This window comes from Paenibacillus faecis, from assembly GCF_008084145.1.
GTDB classification, from domain to species: Bacteria; Bacillota; Bacilli; order Paenibacillales; family Paenibacillaceae; genus Fontibacillus; species Fontibacillus faecis.
On sequence record NZ_VSDO01000001.1, the window covers coordinates 510,840 to 531,040 of the forward strand.

Below are 20,201 nucleotides of genomic sequence, written 5' to 3' on the forward strand. Positions count from 1 at the left end.
ATCACGGTTACGTACGCCCAACTGGCCAGTGTCGCCGGAAGTTTTAGACAAGTCGAATCGATAATCCGAATCTGTTTGTCCTTGATCCCTGATGGGAGGGCTTTCTGCTTGACCTTGCCGATGAGTTCAAGGAATAGACCTTCGAGTATTTCGGTAGGAATCGTCTTTAAACGCCTGGAGATTTGGGAGCCACTGATGCTGGATAGTTCCAGGCTTTCCTGCAATGTTGTGCTTGTTCGAAGCGCTTGAGATATTTGCTCATAAGAATCCCACTTAGCGAGTTGGGAGGCCAAAATCAACTTGATACTTTTGAAGGTTGTAAGCTTACGAACACGATAATCGGAAATTGGTAAGCAAAAATTTTCTTCAGAAATATAAGAAAAGCATTGACGAATCACAGATAAATTGTGTATGTTACCCATGGGTTGGCTCCTTTTGTTGAGATGAGTTATGGGTAACGCATCTAACTCAACAATAGGAGCTTTTTTTGTTTTAATCCATGAAAATAACATGATATTTAACATATTTAGTAAATACTGAGATCTTATTTTATCGTGTTAGGTTTAATGCAATGCTAGTGCCAAAAAGGGCCTTATTTCTCTGGTGCGAGTCCAAAAATCGGTTTTCGGCCTGCTTTTCCCTAAAATAAGGCCCCAAAAGACCGCTATTTCTCACAAAAAGGACGAATTCGACAAAATAACGCCTCAAAAAGCCCTTATCCACCCACCCGGCTTCTAAGGGAGGCGGGTACGGCCATTAGACCCTTCGTTTGACCGCTGTTTTCTCGATGGAGGCGAATCGGGCCGGAATAATGGCCCAAAAGGCCGCTATTACAGCGACAGCGAGAACCTAGGAAATTTGTAGTGGGTGCATGCAGAATTGAGCCCGCCTACGCCGAGCCCTCCATACAACCTTGATAACTTCAAATTCCTGCATATCTGCATCTTTTTTTCTTGTTCGGGGCCAAAATTTGAAAATTCCTGCGATTCTGCAGGAATTTCCGACGAAACCGACTCACTTCTCTAAAATCGCTAGAAAAGCCTGCATATTTGCATCTTTTCTCGCATTCCACCGTGGATCGGCTTAAATACCTGCAGATTTGCATCTTTTTCGAGTTAGAGACTACCGAAAAGAGCTAGGCACCCTAAACGCAGTGGGACTAAATACAGCGTATTCCCATTTCCCCCTACTACGATGCCTGATGAGGCACTAGTCCAATTTGGGATAGCCGAAAAACGTCGTCTCTCCCTATGATAAAACGGTAAAGTTCGATCTGATCGCTATATCTGCGCGCAAATAACCCGTCGACTACCGGATAAATCTCGATATGCTTAAAAATCCCATAACTCCAAGTACCTTTTTTAGCTTCAACCGCATTTCTTGCACCAAGTCCACTCCTTTCGTATCCTGCCAGACCTTTCCATTCTAGCATTGGCTCTAACGAACTCCACCCTAAATTTGAACTAGTAGATTAGTCCAAACAGACCTTTCGACAAATTCCAATTTTATGATAATCTGGTTTTTGGTTAAGAAAATATATAGAGAATGGAGTAGAGAACAAGTGAAAAAAATGGCAACCCTCCTGTTTTTCTCCGTTTGCTTGCTGATGAGCTCAATCCCGTACACGGCCAGCACGGCGAACGCGGACAGCGGGCGTACCAAAGCTTTATGGGTATGGGACTTTTATGAAGCGGCCGCGGATTCGAACAAGATCACCCAGTTATTGAGTTTTCTAAAAGATCATGAAATCAATTTACTGTTTATCGGCACCCGAAGGACGCTGCCGGATCAACCCGCTGCTTACGAGGAGCTGATTCGGCGTGCGCACGCCAGCGGGATTCGCGTTTTCGCGCTCGTCGGAAGAGCCAACTGGGCGCTGGAAACCCATCACCGCGAGGCTTTGGAAGAGCTTCGTCAAGTTCTTCTGTTTAATACGTCGCACCCGTCCACGAAATTTGACGGTATTCAATATGATATCGAACCCCATACACTCCCCGAATATAAAACCAGAAGAGGCTCCGTAAGTTATCAATTTATTCAGGTGCTAAAGAAAATCGCGAATCAAATTGCCCTGCACGACAAAAACCTGGAATTCAACGCGGCGATCCCGTGGTGGTACGCCACAGGGGAAAACCCGGTCATTGTTGAGACCGGCGGAGAAAAAAAGCCTTTGAGCTATTTTGTCATAGATATTGTGGACACCGTATCCATCATGGCATACCGCAACATAACCGACCGGCAAATTCGCGCCACCCAGGCGGAAATCGATTATGCGGCCAAAAGGGGCAAAAAAGTATACATCGGCGCGGAGACCAATCCCCCCAACGGCGGCAGCATCCCGAACGAAATTACGTACTATCACGGAGGCCGGGACTATATGAATCAGCAGTTAAGGACAGTATCTTCTTTTTTTGCGGACCATTTCGGGTTTGGCGGAATTGCGATTCATGACTATCCCGCTTATAAAGAAATGATCCGGATGAGTAGATGAGTGCCTGTTCCAGGTTTGCATGTTAGGATAAAGGTATATGACAGTAGGGGAGGCGCATCCCAATTCGTAAAAAAAAGACTTTGACTGTCGCGGCGGTCATCATCGCCGGTATGGTCCTGCTTGCCGGCCTGTTCGCGGGGTTTAAAGCGATAAGCCAAAGCTCAAATTACGGCCTCCAATTAGGGAAAGAAGTAAACGAGGAATACCCGAGGATGCGTGATAACGGTAGGGAATTTAAAAATGACGGTGTGCTCACCGCGCTGGCCATTTTCCCGGATGGAGACAAGAAAAAGAATCTGCGTGTCTCACAGCTTTACGTCACCAAAAAAGGCGATTCAACCGTACTCCAAAAAGAGGACATTCGCGTTACCGAGGATTTAGCGGCTTATCCCCTGAGATTGAAAAACTTGGCATGGCCTTCTGGCGAATACACCCTGTATTTCAAAGTCGGTCAGGAGATAGAGGAATCTATCGATTTTATTCTGAAGTAGTCCTTCCGGCGGCTTCCGGGGGCGCCCCATCTCACCAAAATAAAATAGGCGAATATAATAACTCATCCCGACAACGAAGGAGAGTTTATATGTATCGCCCAATCAGTCAATGCCCCTGGGGAATGCCCTATACCGTTCAGCCGGGGGATACCTTGTTAGCTTTAGTCGATAAATTTAATGTGTACTGGGAGGACATCCTGTACTATAATCCGTCCATTCAGGATCCGAATGTTCTATATGTGGGACAGCAGCTCTGTATCCCTACCGGGACCTGTCCCCCAGGTTCCTTCACGTATACCGTTAAACCCGGAGACACCCTTTACCGTATCGCCCGTTTCTTCCAAGTCCCTTTGCCCTATCTGATTCAGGCCAACCCTTTTCTCAACCCGGATCGACTGACGATCGGCCAAGTCATCTGCATTCCTTCATATGAGCTATCGCCAGTGCACCACAACGGATCTGCTCGTCCCAACCGGAGCCGTTGCGGCCTTCATTTTTGGAACTATACTTTGCAAAAAGGAGACACCTATTACGAATTGTCGCAGTGGGTCAAAGTAACTCCGGACAGACTCATGTCGGCTAATCCCGGCATCCCGCCCCAGGCCCTTATTCCCGGACAAAACTTGTGTATCCCCCTGCCTTATTGGAACGCCGCTCTCCCGCAATCCAAAGGCATCGATACCGGATATTCGCTGATCGAAACGGCCTATTATATGAGCAGCAGTCAAGGTTATTACTTCTATGTACTGCCCGAATATACGGCCCAAATTTCCACTAAACCCCGGCAAGATCATCTTGTTTCCCATGACGGACAATCCCAGGTAACGATTACCCGACTTTTTTACGAAACCCTTAACGTTCACGACATGCGCGAGTTTCTGAGGAAAGAATTGAGCTTGCTGGGACCCGTAAAAGAAATTGCAGCGGATGACCGTGAACCTTTTTTCAAAACGGCGGCGATCTTTTTGTCTGCGGATGTGGAAGAACGAACAGAACAACGGATCGTTTTGTTTATGGGGGATATGGTGCTGTACTTCAAAATAAGTCTGGCGATGCGGGAAGCCTACGACGAACTTGCCCGGGTTAACGGCATGTTGAGAACAATCCTCCCGATTCCCGACCCGTCATTTCACCAATAAAAACAAGTAAAATAAGCATTCTATTCCGGCACTTCCACCCGCCGGATCATTTGCTTAAGCGGGACCGGCAGTCCGAGCTCCTGCATTTTGTTATAGACCCAATTCACGTGGTAATCGTAGACGATTGCTATCCTGCGCCCAAGGTCTGTTTCCGGATATCCCGCTTCCGCTTCGGCCGCGGTTGGAGCTTGAACGGTACGGCCGCAATCCATCGACTTCGCTTTAACTTCCGTATTTGCCGCGAACTTCAAGCCATGCTCGTCCACGATCCGCCGCAAAATAATCAAATGCTCGTAAATATGCCGGTAGGATTCAATTTCCTCGCCGATTTGTTCCATCGTGTCACCGACGTCTTTTTTTAGATGAAATTCGTCTTTACACAGCCGGTAATATTTCTCCAAGTTACCCAGTTCGGAACGAAGTCTCTTGAGATCGACCTGTTCCCCGCGGCCGGCGATCTGTCCGAACACATCGGCCATCCGTCTGCCCAACGCTTTGCGTTCTTTGTGCAGGCTGACTTCATGTTTGGGCGGAAAAACGGCATAGTTGACGATCACGGCGACAGCGATCCCGATCAAGGTATCCGTAATCCGGTTGATCCCATAGAACAGCGGGCTCTCCCCTGGTTGAAGATTCAGCATGATGGCAAGAAAAACGATGCAGCCGATGGAAACCGATTTGTTCCATTTTAGCAGGTTGCAAATGTAGATCACGATCATCACGCCGATGGCGCAATAAACCGCGTTTCCCGGCTCGATAAAAGCGAAGCCGGCGCCGACGATCGCCCCGACGACCGTGCCCATCGTCCGGTATTTGCCCGCCGTAAACGAATTGGTTACCGAATTCTCCATCGAAATGATCGTGGCGATCGCCGCGTAAAAGGGGTACTCCAGCTTTAACAACGCCGATATCAGGATACAAATACAGATAGCCAGACCTGTCTTAATATTGCGTAAACCGATGATCCACTTCAACTATATCAACCCCAACCCAAATTCAAACTCAGACCCGTATTATATCGGATGTCGTCTCAGCCCTTCAACTACAAATCGCCGCCGAACGGCTGTTCAGCGGCGATGATCGGGAAGTTTCACGAAAACTCCATATTATGGGGTTCGGTGAACGTATAGGAACGGCCTGCCCTTCCTTCAAACTCAAAGGTACCAAGACCGGGGGCTTCGACGCGGCATGGGCCGGAAACCGCGCAGGTCACCACCGCTTCAGTTACACAACCGGCCTTCCAGGCGAAGTCGACGGTAAAGCCCCCGCGCGCCCGAAGTCCCGTGACGCTCCCCTCGCTCCAACTGCCCGGCAAAGCGGGAAGCAGCCGGATTACCCCGGTGTGACTTTGCAGCAGCATTTCGGCAATCCCTGCCGTCCCGCCGAAATTACCGTCGATTTGAAACGGAGGGTGGTTGTCGAACAGGTTGGGCAGCGTGGAATGGTCCAGCAGCGCCTTCACGTTCTCGTAAGCCTTGCCCCCATCCTGCAGTCTGGCCCAGAAATTGATAATCCATGCCCGGCTCCAGCCGGTATGACCGCCCCCGCTAGCCAGCCTGCGTTCCAGCGTCGTCCGCGCGGCTTGGGCCAGCTCCGGCTCGCGCTCCACACTAAAGCCTTCGCCAGGGTAAAGGGCAAACAGGTGGGAAATGTGACGGTGCCCCGGTTCCATCTCCTCGTAATCCTCCATCCATTCCTGAATTTGTCCGTATTTGCCGATTCTCGGTTGGGGCAGCCGATTTAGGGCGGCGGCTAGTTCCCCGCGGAAGTCCTCGTCCCGTCCGATGATTTCCGCACTGCGGATGCAGGCCTCAAACAACGCTCGGATAATCTGAAAATCCATCGAAGCCCCGGCGCAGAGCACCCCTGTCTCGCCATTTGGCAGCTTGTAGCTGTTTTCCGGAGAGACGGACGGACAAGTAATCAGGCGTCCTTCGTCATCCTCGATCAAATAATCGAGCAGGAACAAGGCCGCTTCCCTCATCGTCTCATACACTTTCGCGAGAAAAGAACGATCCTCGCTGAACCGGTAATGCTCCCACAGATGCAGGCACAACCAGGCGGCGCCCATCGGCCAGAAGGATGCCGGAAGATATGTATCCTGCGGCGCCGTGTCCGCCCAAATATCCGTATTGTGATGCGCCGTGAACCCTCGACAGCCGTACATCACGCTGGCCGTGACCCGCCCGGGCTCCCGCATCCGTTCGATCAAATCGAACAATGGCTCGTGGCATTCCGCCAGATTGCAGGACTCCGCCGGCCAATAATTCATTTGCGCGTTAATATTAATCGTAAACTTGCTGTCCCAGGGCGGGGTAAAGCTGTCGTTCCAGATGCCTTGAAGATTCGCGGGCAAGGAGCCCGGTCGGCTGGAGGAAATGAGCAGGTAACGGCCAAATTGAAAATAGGTTGCGATCAGTCCGTCATCCTCTTCCCCCTTCCGGAGCAGTTCCAGCCTTTCGTCGGTCGGCAGCGCGCCTTTGCCCGGGCTCTCCGGCAGCGTCAGGCCGACCCGCCCGTAAAGCTGGCGGTAGTCCGCGACATGCCGGGCCAGCAGTTCGGCGTAAGGCGTCCGGCTCAGCTGATCCAACCGTCGTTTGCAGGAAAGCTCCGGATCCGGATAGCGGAACGTCGTTCCTGCGGCAAGCAGCAGCGTGACCGCATCCGCTCCTTCCACCAGCAGATATTCGCCCAGGGTCCGACAGGTGCCGCCTTCCGGAATCGCTCTCAAGACGGCACAAAAAGAACCGCCGCCCTTGCCCCCGCACTCTCCGCGCATCACCAGCCCGCCTTGTTCCCATTTCTCCGACTTCTCCAGGTATCTCCAATTCTGCCGATCAAACCGGGCCTTAAAAGATACCGCCTTCTCCTTGTCGGCGGAAATCCGAATGACGAGGGTCTGATCCGGGTAACTGGCAAACAGCTCGCGGGTATATCGCACCTCGCCGATTCGATAGACGACTCGGGAGATCCCGCGCTCCAAATCAAGCTCCCGCTCGTAATCTTCGGCCGGATTCCCGTGCTGGCCGAACGACAGCAGCAAATCGCCGAGCGGCAAATAGTGCCGCTGCGTTTCGGGCAGTCCGGCCATCGTCATCTCTGCCAGCTCCTCCGCCTCCCTCAGCCGTCCCTCCATAATCAGCTTGCGCAGTTCGGGCAAATGGACCAGTGCCTCCTCGTTGTTGCGATCGCGCGGACCCCCGTACCAAACGGAATCCTCGTTAAGCTGCAGCCGCTCCTCGGCCGTACCGCCAAAGATCATCGCGCCCAGGCGGCCGTTTCCGATCGGCAAAGCCTCGTTCCATTCCGACGCGGGCTTTCTGTACCATAATCGGTGCTTCCTTTCCCTACCAGCGATACTCTTCATGTTCCTCCTCCATTCCACCGGATCGTCGTAAAAATGGTTTGCGGTTAATCCAGTTCCACCAATGCTTTGATCACTTTCGATTCAGGCTTCAGCCAACTGTCGAACTGCCCGATCATGTCTTCTAACGCGCTTCGGTGGGTAATGTAGCGGCCGATGTCGATAGAGCCGTCCGTTATGGCCGCATACACCCGCCCGAAATCCTCGCGCGTGGCGTTTCGGCTGCCCTGAAGCGTCATTTCGCGCGCGTGAAAATCGGGATCGTTGAAGGTGATCGTGCTTTTCACCAGTCCGACGTAGGTCAAAGAGCCGCCATGACCGACTAGTCCAAAGGCGTTTTCCATGGACGAGACGTTGCCGGTTGCGTCGATGACGAATGCCGGGAAGCTGCCGTCCGTCAACTCGGCCAGCCGTTTCTTCGGCTCCCGGAGCGCACTGACCGTATGCTCGGCACCAGCCCAGCCCTTGCAGAAGTCCAAACGCTCGTCGTTCACATCCATCGCGATTACCTTCGCGCCGGCATAGCTGGCCATCGCCATCACGCCAAGCCCGATCGGCCCGGCGCCGATGATGAGCGCCCGATCCCCGGCGCCAAGCCCCGAACGGCGGACGGCGTGCGCGCCGATCGCCAGCGGCTCCAGCATCGCCGCCTGATCCATCGTCAGTCCTTCCGTCTTGATGAGGCTCGATATGGGCACGGCGATTCGCTCACGCATCCCACCATCCGTATGAACGCCCAGCACCTTCATATGCTGGCAGCAGTTCGTTTTCCCGCTCAGGCAGGCCCGGCAATGGCCGCAATGCATGTACGGGATAACGCTGACCGGGTCGCCGGCCTGCAGCCCTTCCCGGTTGTCGCCGATCTGCTCGATCGTACCGGCCAGTTCGTGGCCGAGCACGCGCGGGTAGGTAAAATAAGGCTGATTGCCCCGGTACGCGTGCAGGTCGGTTCCGCAAATGCCGATTCGCCGAATCCTTACGATCGCCTCGCCCTCGCGAATTTGCGGCTCGGGCAGATCCTCCCGAAACGCGAACCGCCCCACTTCCTCACAGATGATGCCTTTCATTGGAACCGCCCCCCGATCCGCCCGGCCGGATCTCCGCCCCATTCCGGGCGTCCGCTCGGCCATGTTGCGCCATCGACCGGCTTCAGGATGTCCAGTACTTCCCGCAGCAAGGATTCGTCCATCGGTTCTTCCGGCCACAAAATATTGTTGCGGATATTTTCCGGAGTTGCCGTGCTGACCAGCGTCGTCGGTATACGTTCATCCGCCGTGGAGAATTGAACCGCCAGCTTCGCGATATCCGCTCCTTTGCTCCGGCAATGTTCGGCGGCCCGTCGGCAAGCGGCCTTGATGTCCTCGCCCGCAGGATGCCAATCTGGCACGTCCCGGTTGCTCAGCAAACCCATGGACAGCGGCGACGCGTTGATCAGACCGGTTCCCTGCCGTTCCAAAAGCGGGAGAAGACCAAGCAGTGTAGTATCGTTCAGCGAATAATGGCAGTACGATAAGATAACATCCAGAGCGGTACGGGACAAAACCGCTTCGAAGATCTTCAAGGGCAAGCCGGACACGCCGAAGAAACGGATTTTGCCGGATGTTTTCAACTGTTCGAGCGCGGGAATCCCTTCCTCCACCACCTGCTCCAACGAACCGAACTCGATGTCGTGCAGCAGCAAAATATCGAGATAATCCGTCCCCAGTCTCCGCATGCTTTCCTCCGCGCTGTCAATCACCCGCTTTTTCGAGAAATCAAATTCATCCTGCCCGTAACGCCCCGCTTTCGTGGACAGAATATACCGGTCCCTCGGAATCGCCCGCAGCGCTTCGCCCAGCACGGTTTCCGCCTTCGTCAGGCCGTAATAAGGCGAAACGTCTATCAGATTGATGCCCATGTCGATGGCGGTATGGACCGTACGTATCCCCTCATCCCTCCGAACGTCCCGGAACACGCCTCCCAGCGAAGACGCCCCAAAGCTTAACGCCGACACGTTCAGCCCGGTGTTCCCCAACTTTCTGTATTTCATCGCAAACGTTCCTCCCATCTCAAATTTCATTCAATTTGTAAAATTTCGCGGCGTTGGCGCCGAAAACAGCGTCGATCGCTTCTGCCGGCAGCCGGTCTTCCAATGCCTGCCGCAATATGTCTACGACTTCATCATAAGTTGCCGCCAGAAGACACACGGGCCAATCGCTGCCGAACATCACCCTTTCGGGACCGAACAAATCAAGCGTTTCATGAATGTACGCCGTGAAATCTTCTTTTTTCCAACCCTGATGATCGGCTTCCGTCACCATCCCGGACAGCTTGCAGTATATGCCCGGATACCGGGCGATTTCCGCCATATGGCTCCTCCACGGCTCCAGAACCCCCGAAGCGATCGGCGGCTTCGCCAAATGGTCGACGACGCCCCGAAGCCCGGGAATTACCTCCAGCAATTGGACAAGCTGCGGCAGTTGATTCGCCAGTACTAGCAAATCAACCGGCACTTCCTGTTCCGCAAAGTATGAAAGCGCTTCTATATAGGCGGGTGATAATACGGTGTTTGGGTCCTCCATCTCCTGGATCATCACGCGGAACCCGAGAAATTTCGGATGCTTGCAAAACCGCTCATACTGTTTCTTGTAGGATGGGTTCTCAAGATCCAGCCACCCGACCACACCGGCGACGAAGTCGGCCGTTTCGCTTAATTCAAGGATAAATTCGGTTTCCTCCATCGTTGGCGCTGCCTGTACCAAAATCGTTTTGCCGATGCCGTGTTTTTGCAAATGCGGTTCAAGGTCGGACGGCCCATAATCGCGGAACAGCACCGGCATTTCCGGCGTGATCCAGCCGTAATCGTTCCTGTCGATGTTCCAGAAATGCTGGTGAGCGTCAATGCGCATCGAAACGCCTCCGTTTCATTTTATTCTGACGTCCGGTATGCTCCCGGCGTGATCCCCGTATACTTCTTAAACACTTTGGTGAAATAATGTTTATTCTCAAATCCAACCCGCCGCCCGATCTCGCTTACGGAAAGATGCCGGTGCGTCCCCAGCAGTTTCTGCGCCTCCTTGATTCGGAATGCGTTCAAATAATTCACAAACGTGTCGCCCGTCACTTTCTTGAACAAGCTGCTGATGTAATTCGGATGAAGTTTCATCAATTCGGCGAGATGATCCAGCGAAAGATCGTTCATATAATGATTTTCTATATAAGCCAGAATACGTTTCGTGTGCCGTTCGCATTCCGAATCGGCTTCGGTAGGAAGCTCCTGATCGATATGCGTCAGCAGCCCGGCAATCTCATTTTTGTCAAGCGGTTTCAGCAAATAGTCCACCACGCCCCAGCGCAATGCTCTCCTTACGTATTCGAAATCGTCGTAGCCCGTCAGGATAATAAACCGGTCGCACAAGCCGCTCCCTTTGGCCTCCTCCATCAGCTCGAATCCGTTTTTCTCCGGCATGTGGAGATCCGTAACCGTAACATCCGGCATATAACCTTTCATGACTTCAAGCGCTTCAAAAGCGTTGCCTGCCTCGCGCACCTCGGTACCGAGGGGAGCCGCGTCCTTGATGACCTTGACCAATCCCCCAAGAATAATCGGCTCATCATCCACAATCAATAATCTCATCGTCGACCCGCCGCCCCTTCGATATGATGATGGTGAGACATGTTCCCCGGCCTTGCTCGCTATCGAGAGCCAGGTGCGAAGCACCGCCGAAAAACGATTTAACCCGCTCGTTAACGTTAATCAGACCTACGCCCCCCTCCATCTCCTGGACGGAATGGGCATCGCTTCCCTCCGTCAGCCGTGAACGGAGCCTGTGCAGTCGGTCTTCCGGAATGCCTATTCCGCTGTCCGAAACGCGGATTCGGATTTCGTCGGCCGTTTCAGACGCCTGAAGCCTGATATGGACAGGGCGTAGCGTTGCGGACGCCCCATGGATGATGCTGTTCTCGATCAAAGGCTGGAGTATGAACCGGGGACAGGCGATCTGCTCCGCGTCGACGGCGATGTCAATCTCGTAACTCAGCCTGTTCTGAAGCCGCATTTTGTGAATATTGAGATAGAAGACGACCGTCTCGATCTCCCTGGCAAGCACCGTCTGATCCTCCTTGGAAGACAGGCTGTAGCGCATCAGCTTTCCGAACCAATAGGAAATGTCGGCTACCTCTTTATCGTTGTTGGACTCCGCCAACATTCGGATGGTCTCAAGCGTGTTGTAAAGAAAATGCGGTTTAATTTGGGCCTGCAGCACTTTATAGGCCGCTTCTTTATTTCGCAGCTCGGCCCGGTGGACGTTGTTGATCAACTCATCCATACGCCGGATCATCGAATTGTAAGTCATGGTCAGAAACCCGATCTCATCCTGACGGTTCGGCCTGTCGTACTTGCTGATGTACTGTTTCATGTTATCATCGCTCAGGTTGCGCATATGCCTGGCCAGCCGAAGGATGCGTTTCGTAATGGTCGACGCGAGCGTATAATAAGCAAGCGACAAGGCCCCCAGTAGAAGGGCGATGGTCGAAATCAGAATAATTTCCTTGCGTTTAACCGCGTGAAACACTTCGTTTACTTTTCCGGTGACGACGACCCGGACGTCGAGCTCCTCGATGTAGAGCTGATTTACGATCGTTTTCCGGTTGATGAAATAGGCTTTCGTATCGTTCGAGCCGAGCTGTTTCCACGTTTCGTCGTCCATCCCGGCAATCGCGCCTTCCGCCGCCGGCAAACCTCCTTGCTTCGGTAACAGGAAAGCGTTCCAGTTTCCTTCCCCGCCTGCCGCGTTGTAAAATTTTCGAATGAGACCACCGCTCACGCGGAGTTCGAGGAGCCCGATGACCTCAGTAAAATCCGGGTTGTAAATGTTCTGATAAAAAACGAGTCCCGGTTCCCGGGCTCCCGGTTCGGGCACACCCCATCCCCCTTGACCGGGCTTGAGCAAACCGGCGATCTCCTTGCTCTGAGGGTCCAGAGCCGATATATCGATAAACCGGTCGGTGATTTGAAGCACGCGCTCCTTTGTTGTATAGATCCTGAACATTTCAATTTCCGGATTGGCGTACAGAGACTGTGTAATTATAGGACTGATATACCGATTGTACGCGTAAATGCTGTCCGAGTCGGATTCATAAATGCCGCCTAAATAATCCGTGACATACGGGTTATATTGCAGCAAGCGATGGATGGAGTCGATTCGGGTCAGGTCCGCCTTCATGTTTGCCTTGGCCTGTTCCAGTATTTTTTGCCGGCTCTCCACGAATTGCTGGGTCAGGTTGGCGTAGATTTGTACATAGTAGTAATAACCGAACGTGACGACCGGAATAAAAATCAGGATGACATAGCCTAAAATGATTTTGCGTACAATGCTCACGGTAACGATTCCTCCCGCTGCCGATTTATTTCCTCCAACCGTGCCATGAGCAAGCAAAACCCGGTAGAGACTGACGTCCCTACCGGCTGCGGCGGCCTCTCGCTTACTCGAACAAATCCTTCTTCTTCTGATAAGTCTCGTTCGCCCAATCGACAAGCTCTTGCAAGCCCATATTCTCGGCGGTCTTTATCATATTCTCGTATTTCGCGACGGCCTCCTCTTCGGAATTCGCCAGGTAAATTTTAACCTTCTCATTCTTGATCATTTCGTCGATCTTGGTTTTGAGCGTCTTTTCTTTGGAATCGGGCTGTGTCTGGATCAAACCGATCGCCGGTTTGTAGGTCGTAATGGCCTTTGTCTCCATCAGGGCCTGTGTCTTCTGCGTGCCGGGAACATAGGACAGCATGCCTTCCGTGACTCCGTCGTTGTACAGGTACCACCATTTAATCCCATTGCCGTTGATGAAGTCGGCATCGGTCGGATTGTATTTCAGATCCGGATAACCCGCCTCGTTCCATGTCCAATGCTCGCCCTCGACGCCAAACATAGTCAGTTTTTTGCCTTCGTCGCTCGCCAGGTATTGAATGAACTTGATTGACGCCTCCGAATCCTTGTTTTTCTTGGTAATGAACGTGCCGGCAAATCCGAGCCCCGTGCTCACGACTTTCGCGTCTTTCGACAAGGCGCTGGGCAGCATTTTGAACGTAAATGAGCCTCCGCCGCTCTTGATTTTGATGTTATCCGAGTCCGCCGCGGTCACGGTATAGCCGTGGGCGAACGCTTTGCCGCTTGTCACGTACTGGTCGTCGATCTGGTCGTTGGCGAATGCGAAATTTTCCGCCAGAATGTATCCGTTGCGATATAAGCTGTTCATAAATTTGAAGAAATCCAACATCTTCGGCTGTCTGATGGAGTAATCCACTTTTCCGTCCCGTTCATACCAGCCGTCCAGGAGGGCTTCGGTGCCGAACTGCTGCAAAAAGTACTGCTCAATCCATTCTTTGTCCATGATCAGCGGGACCATATCGGGATACTTCTCCTTGACCAGGCCGAGCACTTTCGTGAAATCGTCGAGCGATTGAATCGGCGGATTGCCGAGCTCCTTCAGAATGTCTTCCCGCACCGCGATGCCGGGATTGCCGTCGCTGCCGATCGAATATTTATGTTGAGCCATTTCCTCCTGCGTAGCGAATGAATTCCGAACCGTATAGAAGTTGCCGTCGTCCATCGTATGGATCGCTATTCTTGTCGGATCGATTTTGAAATCCGGAGCATATTTCTCGATCAATTCATTCCAGGGATAGGACAGCTTCGCGTCCGACAACCGATTGATATTGGAATACGTGAAGACGAGGTCCGGCAGATCTCCGGAGGCAATCATCAGCGGCAACTGCTTATCGTCCGTCGCGACGGTAACATTGAGCTTGACCCCCGTTTTCTCCGTAATTTTTTCGGCTACCGGTCCTTTCCATTCTTTTACCGGGTACCATGGCGCATCAATGAATAGCGATAACTCCTTCACGCCTCCGGATTTCTCCGGCGACTCGCCGCCCTGCTTCGCGGTTGCGCCTTCGCCTTTACCGTTGCCGCCGCAGGCGGACAGCAGCGTGAACGCAAGCACCACCGCCAACGCCGCCGAGAGCAGCTTGTAGCTATGAACTGTTTTCAATGGAACCCCTCCAATGGTATATGGTTATTTTAATGTAAGCGCTTAAAAATGGAAATGATTTTCTACCCTTTCACAGAGCCCAGCATGATTCCATGCACAAAATATTTTTGCAAAAACGGATAAACGCAAATGATCGGAACGATGGAGACGACCATCGACGTGACCTGCAGCGAGAAGCTCGTAACCCCTGCCGAGGCCGAAGCGCTGTTCGCAACGGCAATGGCATCCATTGGCGAGTTGCTCTTGTTGATCACTTCCATCATGCGGTAAGTAAGCGTTCTCAAGTTTTCCGACTGTACGAAATAAGCGGAGTCCAGCCATGAATTCCATTGGCCGACGCCCATGAACAATGCCATGGTGGCGAGTACCGGCGTTGAAACCGGAAGGATAATCCGAAAAAAAATCACGAGTTCGCCGGCGCCGTCCATATGCGCCGATTCCTTCATCTCGCCGGGGATTTCGCGAAAGAACGAGATGGCGATCAGCAGAAAAAACGTATTGAGCATGGATGGCACAATATATACGGCAAATGAATTAAGCAATCCGATCGAGCGCAGCACCACGTAATAAGGAATCAAACCGCCGGAGAAGTACATCGCGAAAACGATGATCGAAAAATACGTCTTGCTGAACAACAAATCGCGGTGCGAAAGCGCGTAAGCGACCAGGCTCGTCAGCAGAAGCCCCAGTGCCGTACCCGTTATCGTCCGGGCAACCGTAACCAAAAAGGCGCGATACCATTTCGGATCTTCCAGAAAAATTTTATAATTCTCCAAAGTAACGCTTCGAGGCCATAAATAGACGCCTCCCAGGAGCGTATCGGAGCCTTTGTTGAATGAGGCGATCAGCACATAATAGAACGGGTACAACATGGTGAGCATGATGATAAACAATACGATGTAAATCACGCTGTCAAAAAGAAAATCCTTCTGTTTTTGGCTTTTGAGCACCCCCAACCCTCCTTTTTTCTAGAATAAGCTTGACCCCGAAACTCGCTTGGCGATGAAGTTGCTGGAGAAAATCAACACCACCGAGATGACGGACTGTATTAGATCGATCGCCGCAGCATAAGAAAAACGTCCGTCGCTCAGGCCGACTTTGAACGCGTAGGTCTGGACGATCTCCGATGTCGGATTGTTGATGCTGTTGCCGAACAGATAGGCCTGCTCGAAGTTCGAACCGACCAGCCCGCCGCCGAGAATGCTGCCGATCGTCAGGACCAGCACAACGACGATGGTTCCTTTCATCCCCGGGAGCGTGATATAACGGATGCGCGCCAGTCTGCCTGCGCCGTCAATCTCGGCCGCTTCGTAAAGCGAGGGATTGATTCCCGTAATGGCCGCCAGGAAGATGATTGTCCACCAGCCCATTTCCTTCCAAATCGCGCTTCCGACGGCAAGCCCCCAGAAGTAATCGGGACTCGTCAAAATATTGAGCGGTTTGTCGATCAATCCGGCTTCGACAAGAGCTCTGTTCACCATGCCGACGTCCGCGGACAGAAAAGCGTAGGAGACGCCGACAACGACAACCCAGGAAATAAAATGCGGCAAATAGCTGATCGTCTGAACGAACCGCTTGAACGCCATGTTCTTCACTTCGTTCAGCATGATCGCGAGCAGGATCGGCGCGGGGAAGGCGAAGATGACCTTCAGAAAGCTCAAGACCAGCGTGTTGCGGACAATCGTGGCGAACTGATAATCGTGGATGAACTCATCGAAATACCTCAGGCCCACCCATTCGCTGGTAAAGATCCCCTGAATGCCGTTTGAAATGCTGTAATCTTTAAATGCCATCAAAATCCCAAACATCGGCGTGTACGAAAAAACCAGCAGAAAAATCATGCCGAGTCCGACAAATGCATGCAGTACCTTTTGCTTTTTGAACCGCTTCCACAGTTGGCTCCGCCGGCCACCCTGAGCCGCAGGGCTCGTCAGCGGTGTATCCAGTTCCATATGCGCTCCTCCTCAAAGTTTTGTGAGCGTTGCTTCCCGAATAAGCTTCGTGCGAAACTTACTTCGGAAGCAGGGGCTTTACAACTAGTCTATCCTCCCGGACTTTATCGCCGTAAGCCAACATTTTTAAGAAAGCGTTGTCATTTTTTCAATAGCCCGCCTCGTTGCCGGACAAAGAGAAGCCTAAAAAACCTGAAGCCACAGCAAGGATTCCCCTTGCCCGGTTCAGGTTCGATTTAAGTGAATAACTCTCTAATATTTGAGATCCAGCGTTTTACTTCCAAGCGCTCTTCGCTTCTAAGGCAGGCGATCCCGTAGATCACTTCTTCAGTGTGGCTTAAAGGAACGAAGACGATCTCGCTATCCTCTCCAATCACAAAGTCCGGCAGAACCGAAATGCCAAGATCGCTCTTTATCATGGTATGTACGGTATTAATGGTATCTCCGTAGGTATAGACGGAATCCGGACAATTCTCAATGATTTGCCTATGCAGCCTTTTTAGGGTTGGGGGGGATTGGTGATCATCAAACAAAACGAGCGATTCATGATTTAATTGTTCGACGGACAACTCTCTTTCCTTCGCAAAAGGATGATTCGGGGGCAGTATACAACCATAAGACCCTCGATGCACGGGGTAAAAACAAAAATCAGTATCCTTTCCCAAATTATCTTCTGTAGTAAAGACGATATCAAACTTTTGGTTCAAAAGGTCTTCTTTCTCTCTTGTCAAATTAGACTTTTTTAACTGGATTTGGATCTGCGGATATTGTTCCTTAAACCGCTTAATAAGGTCCGGCAAGAAATTCTTCTCAAAAACAGTCTCCGTGTATCCGATGATCAAAGTACTTTCATATTTCTCCGAAAGCCGTTGTGCTTTCTTAATGGATTGGTCCAACCGGAATAGAAGTCCTTCCAAATCTTCGTAGAAGCTATGCCCGGCGATCGTCAGATTTACGGTTCTTTTGTTGCGGACAAACAAAGTGATTCCCAGATCATTTTCTAAACTTTTAATATTATGGCTTACAGCGGGCTGGGTCAAATTTAATTTCTCAGCCGTTGTCGAAAAATTCAGTGTTTCAGCCAGAGAAACAAAACATTTGAGTTGCTGTATATTCACTTGTAACACCCTTTTTAATATATAAATCCTTTTTATAACTCATAACATAGGGTAATTTCACACCAGTGTCAACCTGTGCTACTCTTTAATTGTGAAAATAATCACTAGAGAGAAGGAATGAAAATGCGTTATATTGTAACCGGCGTAGACGGTCAACTAGCAAGCCGTGTAGCGGAAACGGTGCTCGCGGAAGTGGATGGTCGAAATTTAACCTTCACATGTATGAAGAAAGACAGAATTCCCAAAGATACGGTTCAACGTTGGGAAGGTGCGGGCGTTCAAATCTTCGAAATCGATTATGATGACATTCCGTCCATGGAACGGGCTTTCAAAGATGGGGATCGTATCTATATCGTCTCTGGGCTTGAAGTAGGCAAAAGAGTCCAACAGCACAAAAATGCGATTGATACGGCAATCAAAGCAGGGGTTTCACACATCACCTACAGTTCTTTTATCGGTGCGACAGATCCCAATTACGCTCATGTTTTTGTAACTCCGGACCATACTGCGACTGAAAACTACTTAAAGTCGACAGGCGTTGCCTATAATGCAATGCGAAATAACTTATATCTGGAAAACTATCTGACCATGTATACGATGTTGGCCCTCATGTCCGGCAATAAGTGGTTGAGCACAGCCGGTGAAGAGCGGGCTACTCTCGTCCACAAAGATGACTGCGCACGGGCCGCAGCCGCAGCCCTGCTCGGAAAAGGCGAAGACAACAAAGCTTACAACATCGTTGGATCAGAATCCGTTTCCGTAAGGGATCTGTGCAATCTTATCAAAGAGGTTTCCGGCAAGGACCTGGAGTATGTCCCTGTGAATGCGGAGCAATATTACGAGCACCTGGAGAAACTGCACATTCCCAGAGAAATTACCGGAGACTTCTCCCGCTCGCCTGTCCCATTCTGCGGCGATGATCTCGTGACAACCGATGCCAGCATTAAAGAAGGGCTATTAAACGTTCATTCCGATGCCATTGAAACTTTAACTGGACAAAAGCCAAAAACGGCAAGAGATATTATCGATAAATATAAATATATTTGGGAGAACAATATCCAAAACTGGCGCGATATGAAATAGAAACTCGGTCAGATGGAAAAAGAACAAAAAGCGGCCTCTTCGCATCCCTGCGAACGGAGACCGCTTTTTGAATTTGAATTGGTGTTCCTATTCATCTCCAAGTAATGTAAATGAGGACAGACTTGCGCCTCCCGAACCTCTATAAGTAAAATAAAGCGCTTGTATACCGTCCGGAATGACGACATCGGCAGCATATTCCGTCCAGATATTCGAAAATTGGACCGGTATACTTCCGAGAGCCGGGCCGTCCCATGACGTTTTAACCTCAAAGACCCCTTGGCAGTAACCGCGTACCTTGATTTTAACCTTCCTGATTCCACGGCAGTCAAAATACTTGTAACCGGCCGTAGCGGAATCCGTCATATTGGCGATGTACCCGATTTCTTCATCCCCGTCTTTTCCATCCTGGGTTATTTTCGGGAATCGGCTATCCAGCCACGCCCCCGAGCCGAAACCGCCGGTATACAGCGCCTCGTCTTTGCAAAACAGATTACATGCCAAGTAAGCGGGATATTCCCCGCGCCCCGCAAGCGGCCCGCCATTCGGACCGCAGGAGGTCATCTCCACCTGTGGAATCCTTCCGTCCTCCCTGAAAGTGATCGGTTCGAGACAGCCTTGCCGACTGAAAGCTGTGCCGTTGGTATGTCTATGGTAAAAAACAAACCAATTCCCGTTGATTTGGACGATGCTTCCATGATTATTCCCGCCGTAATACATAGGTTTGCCCGCCGGCTTGTAGGAATCAATATAAAGATCGTTGTTACTTACGACAATCCCCCGGTAGACAAATCCTTTCGTCGGAAATTTGCTGGTGGCATAGCACAATTCATGCATGGCGATCGAGGAATAGATAAGATAATAGGTATCGCCTTTCTTCCTGATGGAAGGAGCCTCAAAAAACTCATGTCCTTCAAACCCGCTGCCCTTGCTGTATGGTTCGCTCGGCGCGACAAATACCGGTTCTTCCACGATCGTCAGCATATCGGGACCCAGCACCGTGGCCATGGCCCCGTGTCTGGATTGGTCTCCGACTGCACAGAAACCGGTATACAGATAGGTTTTCTCTCCTTCCGTCAACACGCCCGGATCAAACTGGGGCTCGTCGCCTTCTCTTTCTCCCAGACGTGTGCCGTCCGCATACCTGACGTAACCGTAAAATTCATATTTGCCGGCCGGTGTATCGCAGACGGCTACCGAAACGATAGAAACCTTATCGAGAACATAGTAGAGATAATACCGTCCATCCGGACCGACGGTAACGTCAGGCGCATAAAGGCACATGCTGCCGTCCGGATTAAGCGGGTCATCCGTTTTCTTGTAAATCACACCTTCATATCGCCAGTCGCCCAAATCCTCCACGGGTGCCGACCAGCACACATAATCGTTAATACAAAACACGTCTCCGTTGAAACGATCGTGCGAGCCGTACACATAAACCCTGCCGTTAAAAACATAGGGTTCTCCGTCAGGTACATATTCCCATGACGGCAGGTAGGGATTTAATCCTTGCTGTTTCATTTCACGACGTCCTCCT

16 protein-coding genes and 1 pseudogene are annotated in these 20,201 nt (G+C 51.4%); 4 read left to right on the forward strand and 13 right to left on the reverse strand.

From position 1 onward, the window contains the following. Window positions 1-422, reverse strand: a pseudogene (locus FRY98_RS02405) (IS4 family transposase); the annotation flags it as partial. A gap of 1,139 nt (window positions 423-1,561) precedes the next feature. Between FRY98_RS02405 and FRY98_RS02410 the strand changes: the two are divergent. The 3 genes from FRY98_RS02410 to FRY98_RS02420 all read left to right on the forward strand — a co-directional run bounded on the left by FRY98_RS02410 (window position 1,562) and on the right by FRY98_RS02420 (window position 4,121). Next, a complete protein-coding gene (locus tag FRY98_RS02410; RefSeq protein WP_148450155.1) occupies window positions 1,562-2,491 on the forward strand; it encodes a hypothetical protein in 930 nt (309 codons plus the stop codon). Between the two features lie 80 nt (window positions 2,492-2,571). Beyond that, window positions 2,572-2,982 carry a hypothetical protein gene (locus FRY98_RS02415; protein WP_148450156.1) on the forward strand — a complete coding sequence of 137 codons (411 nt, stop codon included), beginning with the start codon at window positions 2,572-2,574 and terminating at the stop codon, window positions 2,980-2,982. A gap of 89 nt (window positions 2,983-3,071) precedes the next feature. Then, window positions 3,072-4,121, forward strand: a complete 1,050-nt coding sequence (locus tag FRY98_RS02420; protein ID WP_148450157.1) for a LysM peptidoglycan-binding domain-containing protein — start codon at window positions 3,072-3,074, stop codon at window positions 4,119-4,121. 20 nt (window positions 4,122-4,141) lie between these two features. On the opposite strand, the gene FRY98_RS02425 is transcribed toward FRY98_RS02420, so the two are convergent. The 11 genes from FRY98_RS02425 to FRY98_RS02475 all read right to left on the reverse strand — a co-directional run bounded on the left by FRY98_RS02425 (window position 4,142) and on the right by FRY98_RS02475 (window position 17,584). Then, on the reverse strand, window positions 4,142-5,095 hold the full coding sequence (locus tag FRY98_RS02425; protein ID WP_148450158.1) for an FUSC family protein: 954 nt from the start codon (window positions 5,093-5,095) through the stop codon (window positions 4,142-4,144). Window positions 5,096-5,211: 116 nt separating this feature from the next. Next, window positions 5,212-7,488, reverse strand: a complete 2,277-nt coding sequence (locus FRY98_RS02430) for a glycoside hydrolase family 95 protein (protein ID WP_148450159.1) — start codon at window positions 7,486-7,488, stop codon at window positions 5,212-5,214. Window positions 7,489-7,532: 44 nt separating this feature from the next. Next, a complete protein-coding gene (locus tag FRY98_RS02435; RefSeq protein WP_148450160.1) occupies window positions 7,533-8,552 on the reverse strand; it encodes a zinc-binding alcohol dehydrogenase family protein in 1,020 nt (339 codons plus the stop codon). Beyond that, a complete protein-coding gene (locus FRY98_RS02440; protein ID WP_148450161.1) occupies window positions 8,549-9,514 on the reverse strand; it encodes an aldo/keto reductase in 966 nt (321 codons plus the stop codon). The genes FRY98_RS02435 and FRY98_RS02440 overlap by 4 nt, the downstream gene beginning before the upstream one ends. Before the next feature lie 19 nt (window positions 9,515-9,533). Beyond that, window positions 9,534-10,373 (reverse strand): amidohydrolase family protein, encoded by an 840-nt coding sequence (locus FRY98_RS02445; protein ID WP_148450162.1) that lies wholly within the window; start codon window positions 10,371-10,373, stop codon window positions 9,534-9,536. A 20-nt stretch (window positions 10,374-10,393) separates the two neighbouring features. Beyond that, window positions 10,394-11,101: a response regulator transcription factor gene (locus tag FRY98_RS02450; protein ID WP_148450163.1), complete on the reverse strand. Its 708-nt coding sequence runs from the start codon at window positions 11,099-11,101 to the stop codon at window positions 10,394-10,396. Next, window positions 11,079-12,845: a sensor histidine kinase gene (locus FRY98_RS02455; RefSeq protein WP_148450164.1), complete on the reverse strand. Its 1,767-nt coding sequence runs from the start codon at window positions 12,843-12,845 to the stop codon at window positions 11,079-11,081. The genes FRY98_RS02450 and FRY98_RS02455 overlap by 23 nt, the downstream gene beginning before the upstream one ends. 103 nt (window positions 12,846-12,948) lie before the next feature. Beyond that, window positions 12,949-14,514, reverse strand: coding sequence for an extracellular solute-binding protein (locus FRY98_RS02460; RefSeq protein WP_148450165.1), 1,566 nt, complete (start codon window positions 14,512-14,514; stop codon window positions 12,949-12,951). Window positions 14,515-14,576: 62 nt separating this feature from the next. Next, window positions 14,577-15,464 carry a carbohydrate ABC transporter permease gene (locus tag FRY98_RS02465; RefSeq protein ID WP_148450166.1) on the reverse strand — a complete coding sequence of 296 codons (888 nt, stop codon included), beginning with the start codon at window positions 15,462-15,464 and terminating at the stop codon, window positions 14,577-14,579. A gap of 18 nt (window positions 15,465-15,482) precedes the next feature. Next, the gene (locus FRY98_RS02470; RefSeq protein WP_148450167.1) at window positions 15,483-16,466 is read right to left on the reverse strand and encodes an ABC transporter permease; all 984 of its coding nucleotides are present in this window, start codon (window positions 16,464-16,466) and stop codon (window positions 15,483-15,485) included. 236 nt (window positions 16,467-16,702) lie between these two features. Further along, window positions 16,703-17,584 (reverse strand): LysR family transcriptional regulator, encoded by an 882-nt coding sequence (locus FRY98_RS02475; RefSeq protein ID WP_148450168.1) that lies wholly within the window; start codon window positions 17,582-17,584, stop codon window positions 16,703-16,705. Window positions 17,585-17,707: 123 nt separating this feature from the next. Here FRY98_RS02475 and FRY98_RS02480 point away from each other — a divergent pair, with 123 nt between their 5' ends. Then, window positions 17,708-18,667: an NmrA family NAD(P)-binding protein gene (locus tag FRY98_RS02480; protein ID WP_148450169.1), complete on the forward strand. Its 960-nt coding sequence runs from the start codon at window positions 17,708-17,710 to the stop codon at window positions 18,665-18,667. Between the two features lie 87 nt (window positions 18,668-18,754). Here FRY98_RS02480 and FRY98_RS02485 read toward each other — a convergent pair whose 3' ends face one another. Beyond that, complete coding sequence (locus FRY98_RS02485; RefSeq protein ID WP_148450170.1) at window positions 18,755-20,185, reverse strand: family 43 glycosylhydrolase; 1,431 nt, start codon at window positions 20,183-20,185, stop codon at window positions 18,755-18,757. Window positions 20,186-20,201 lie beyond the last annotated feature (16 nt).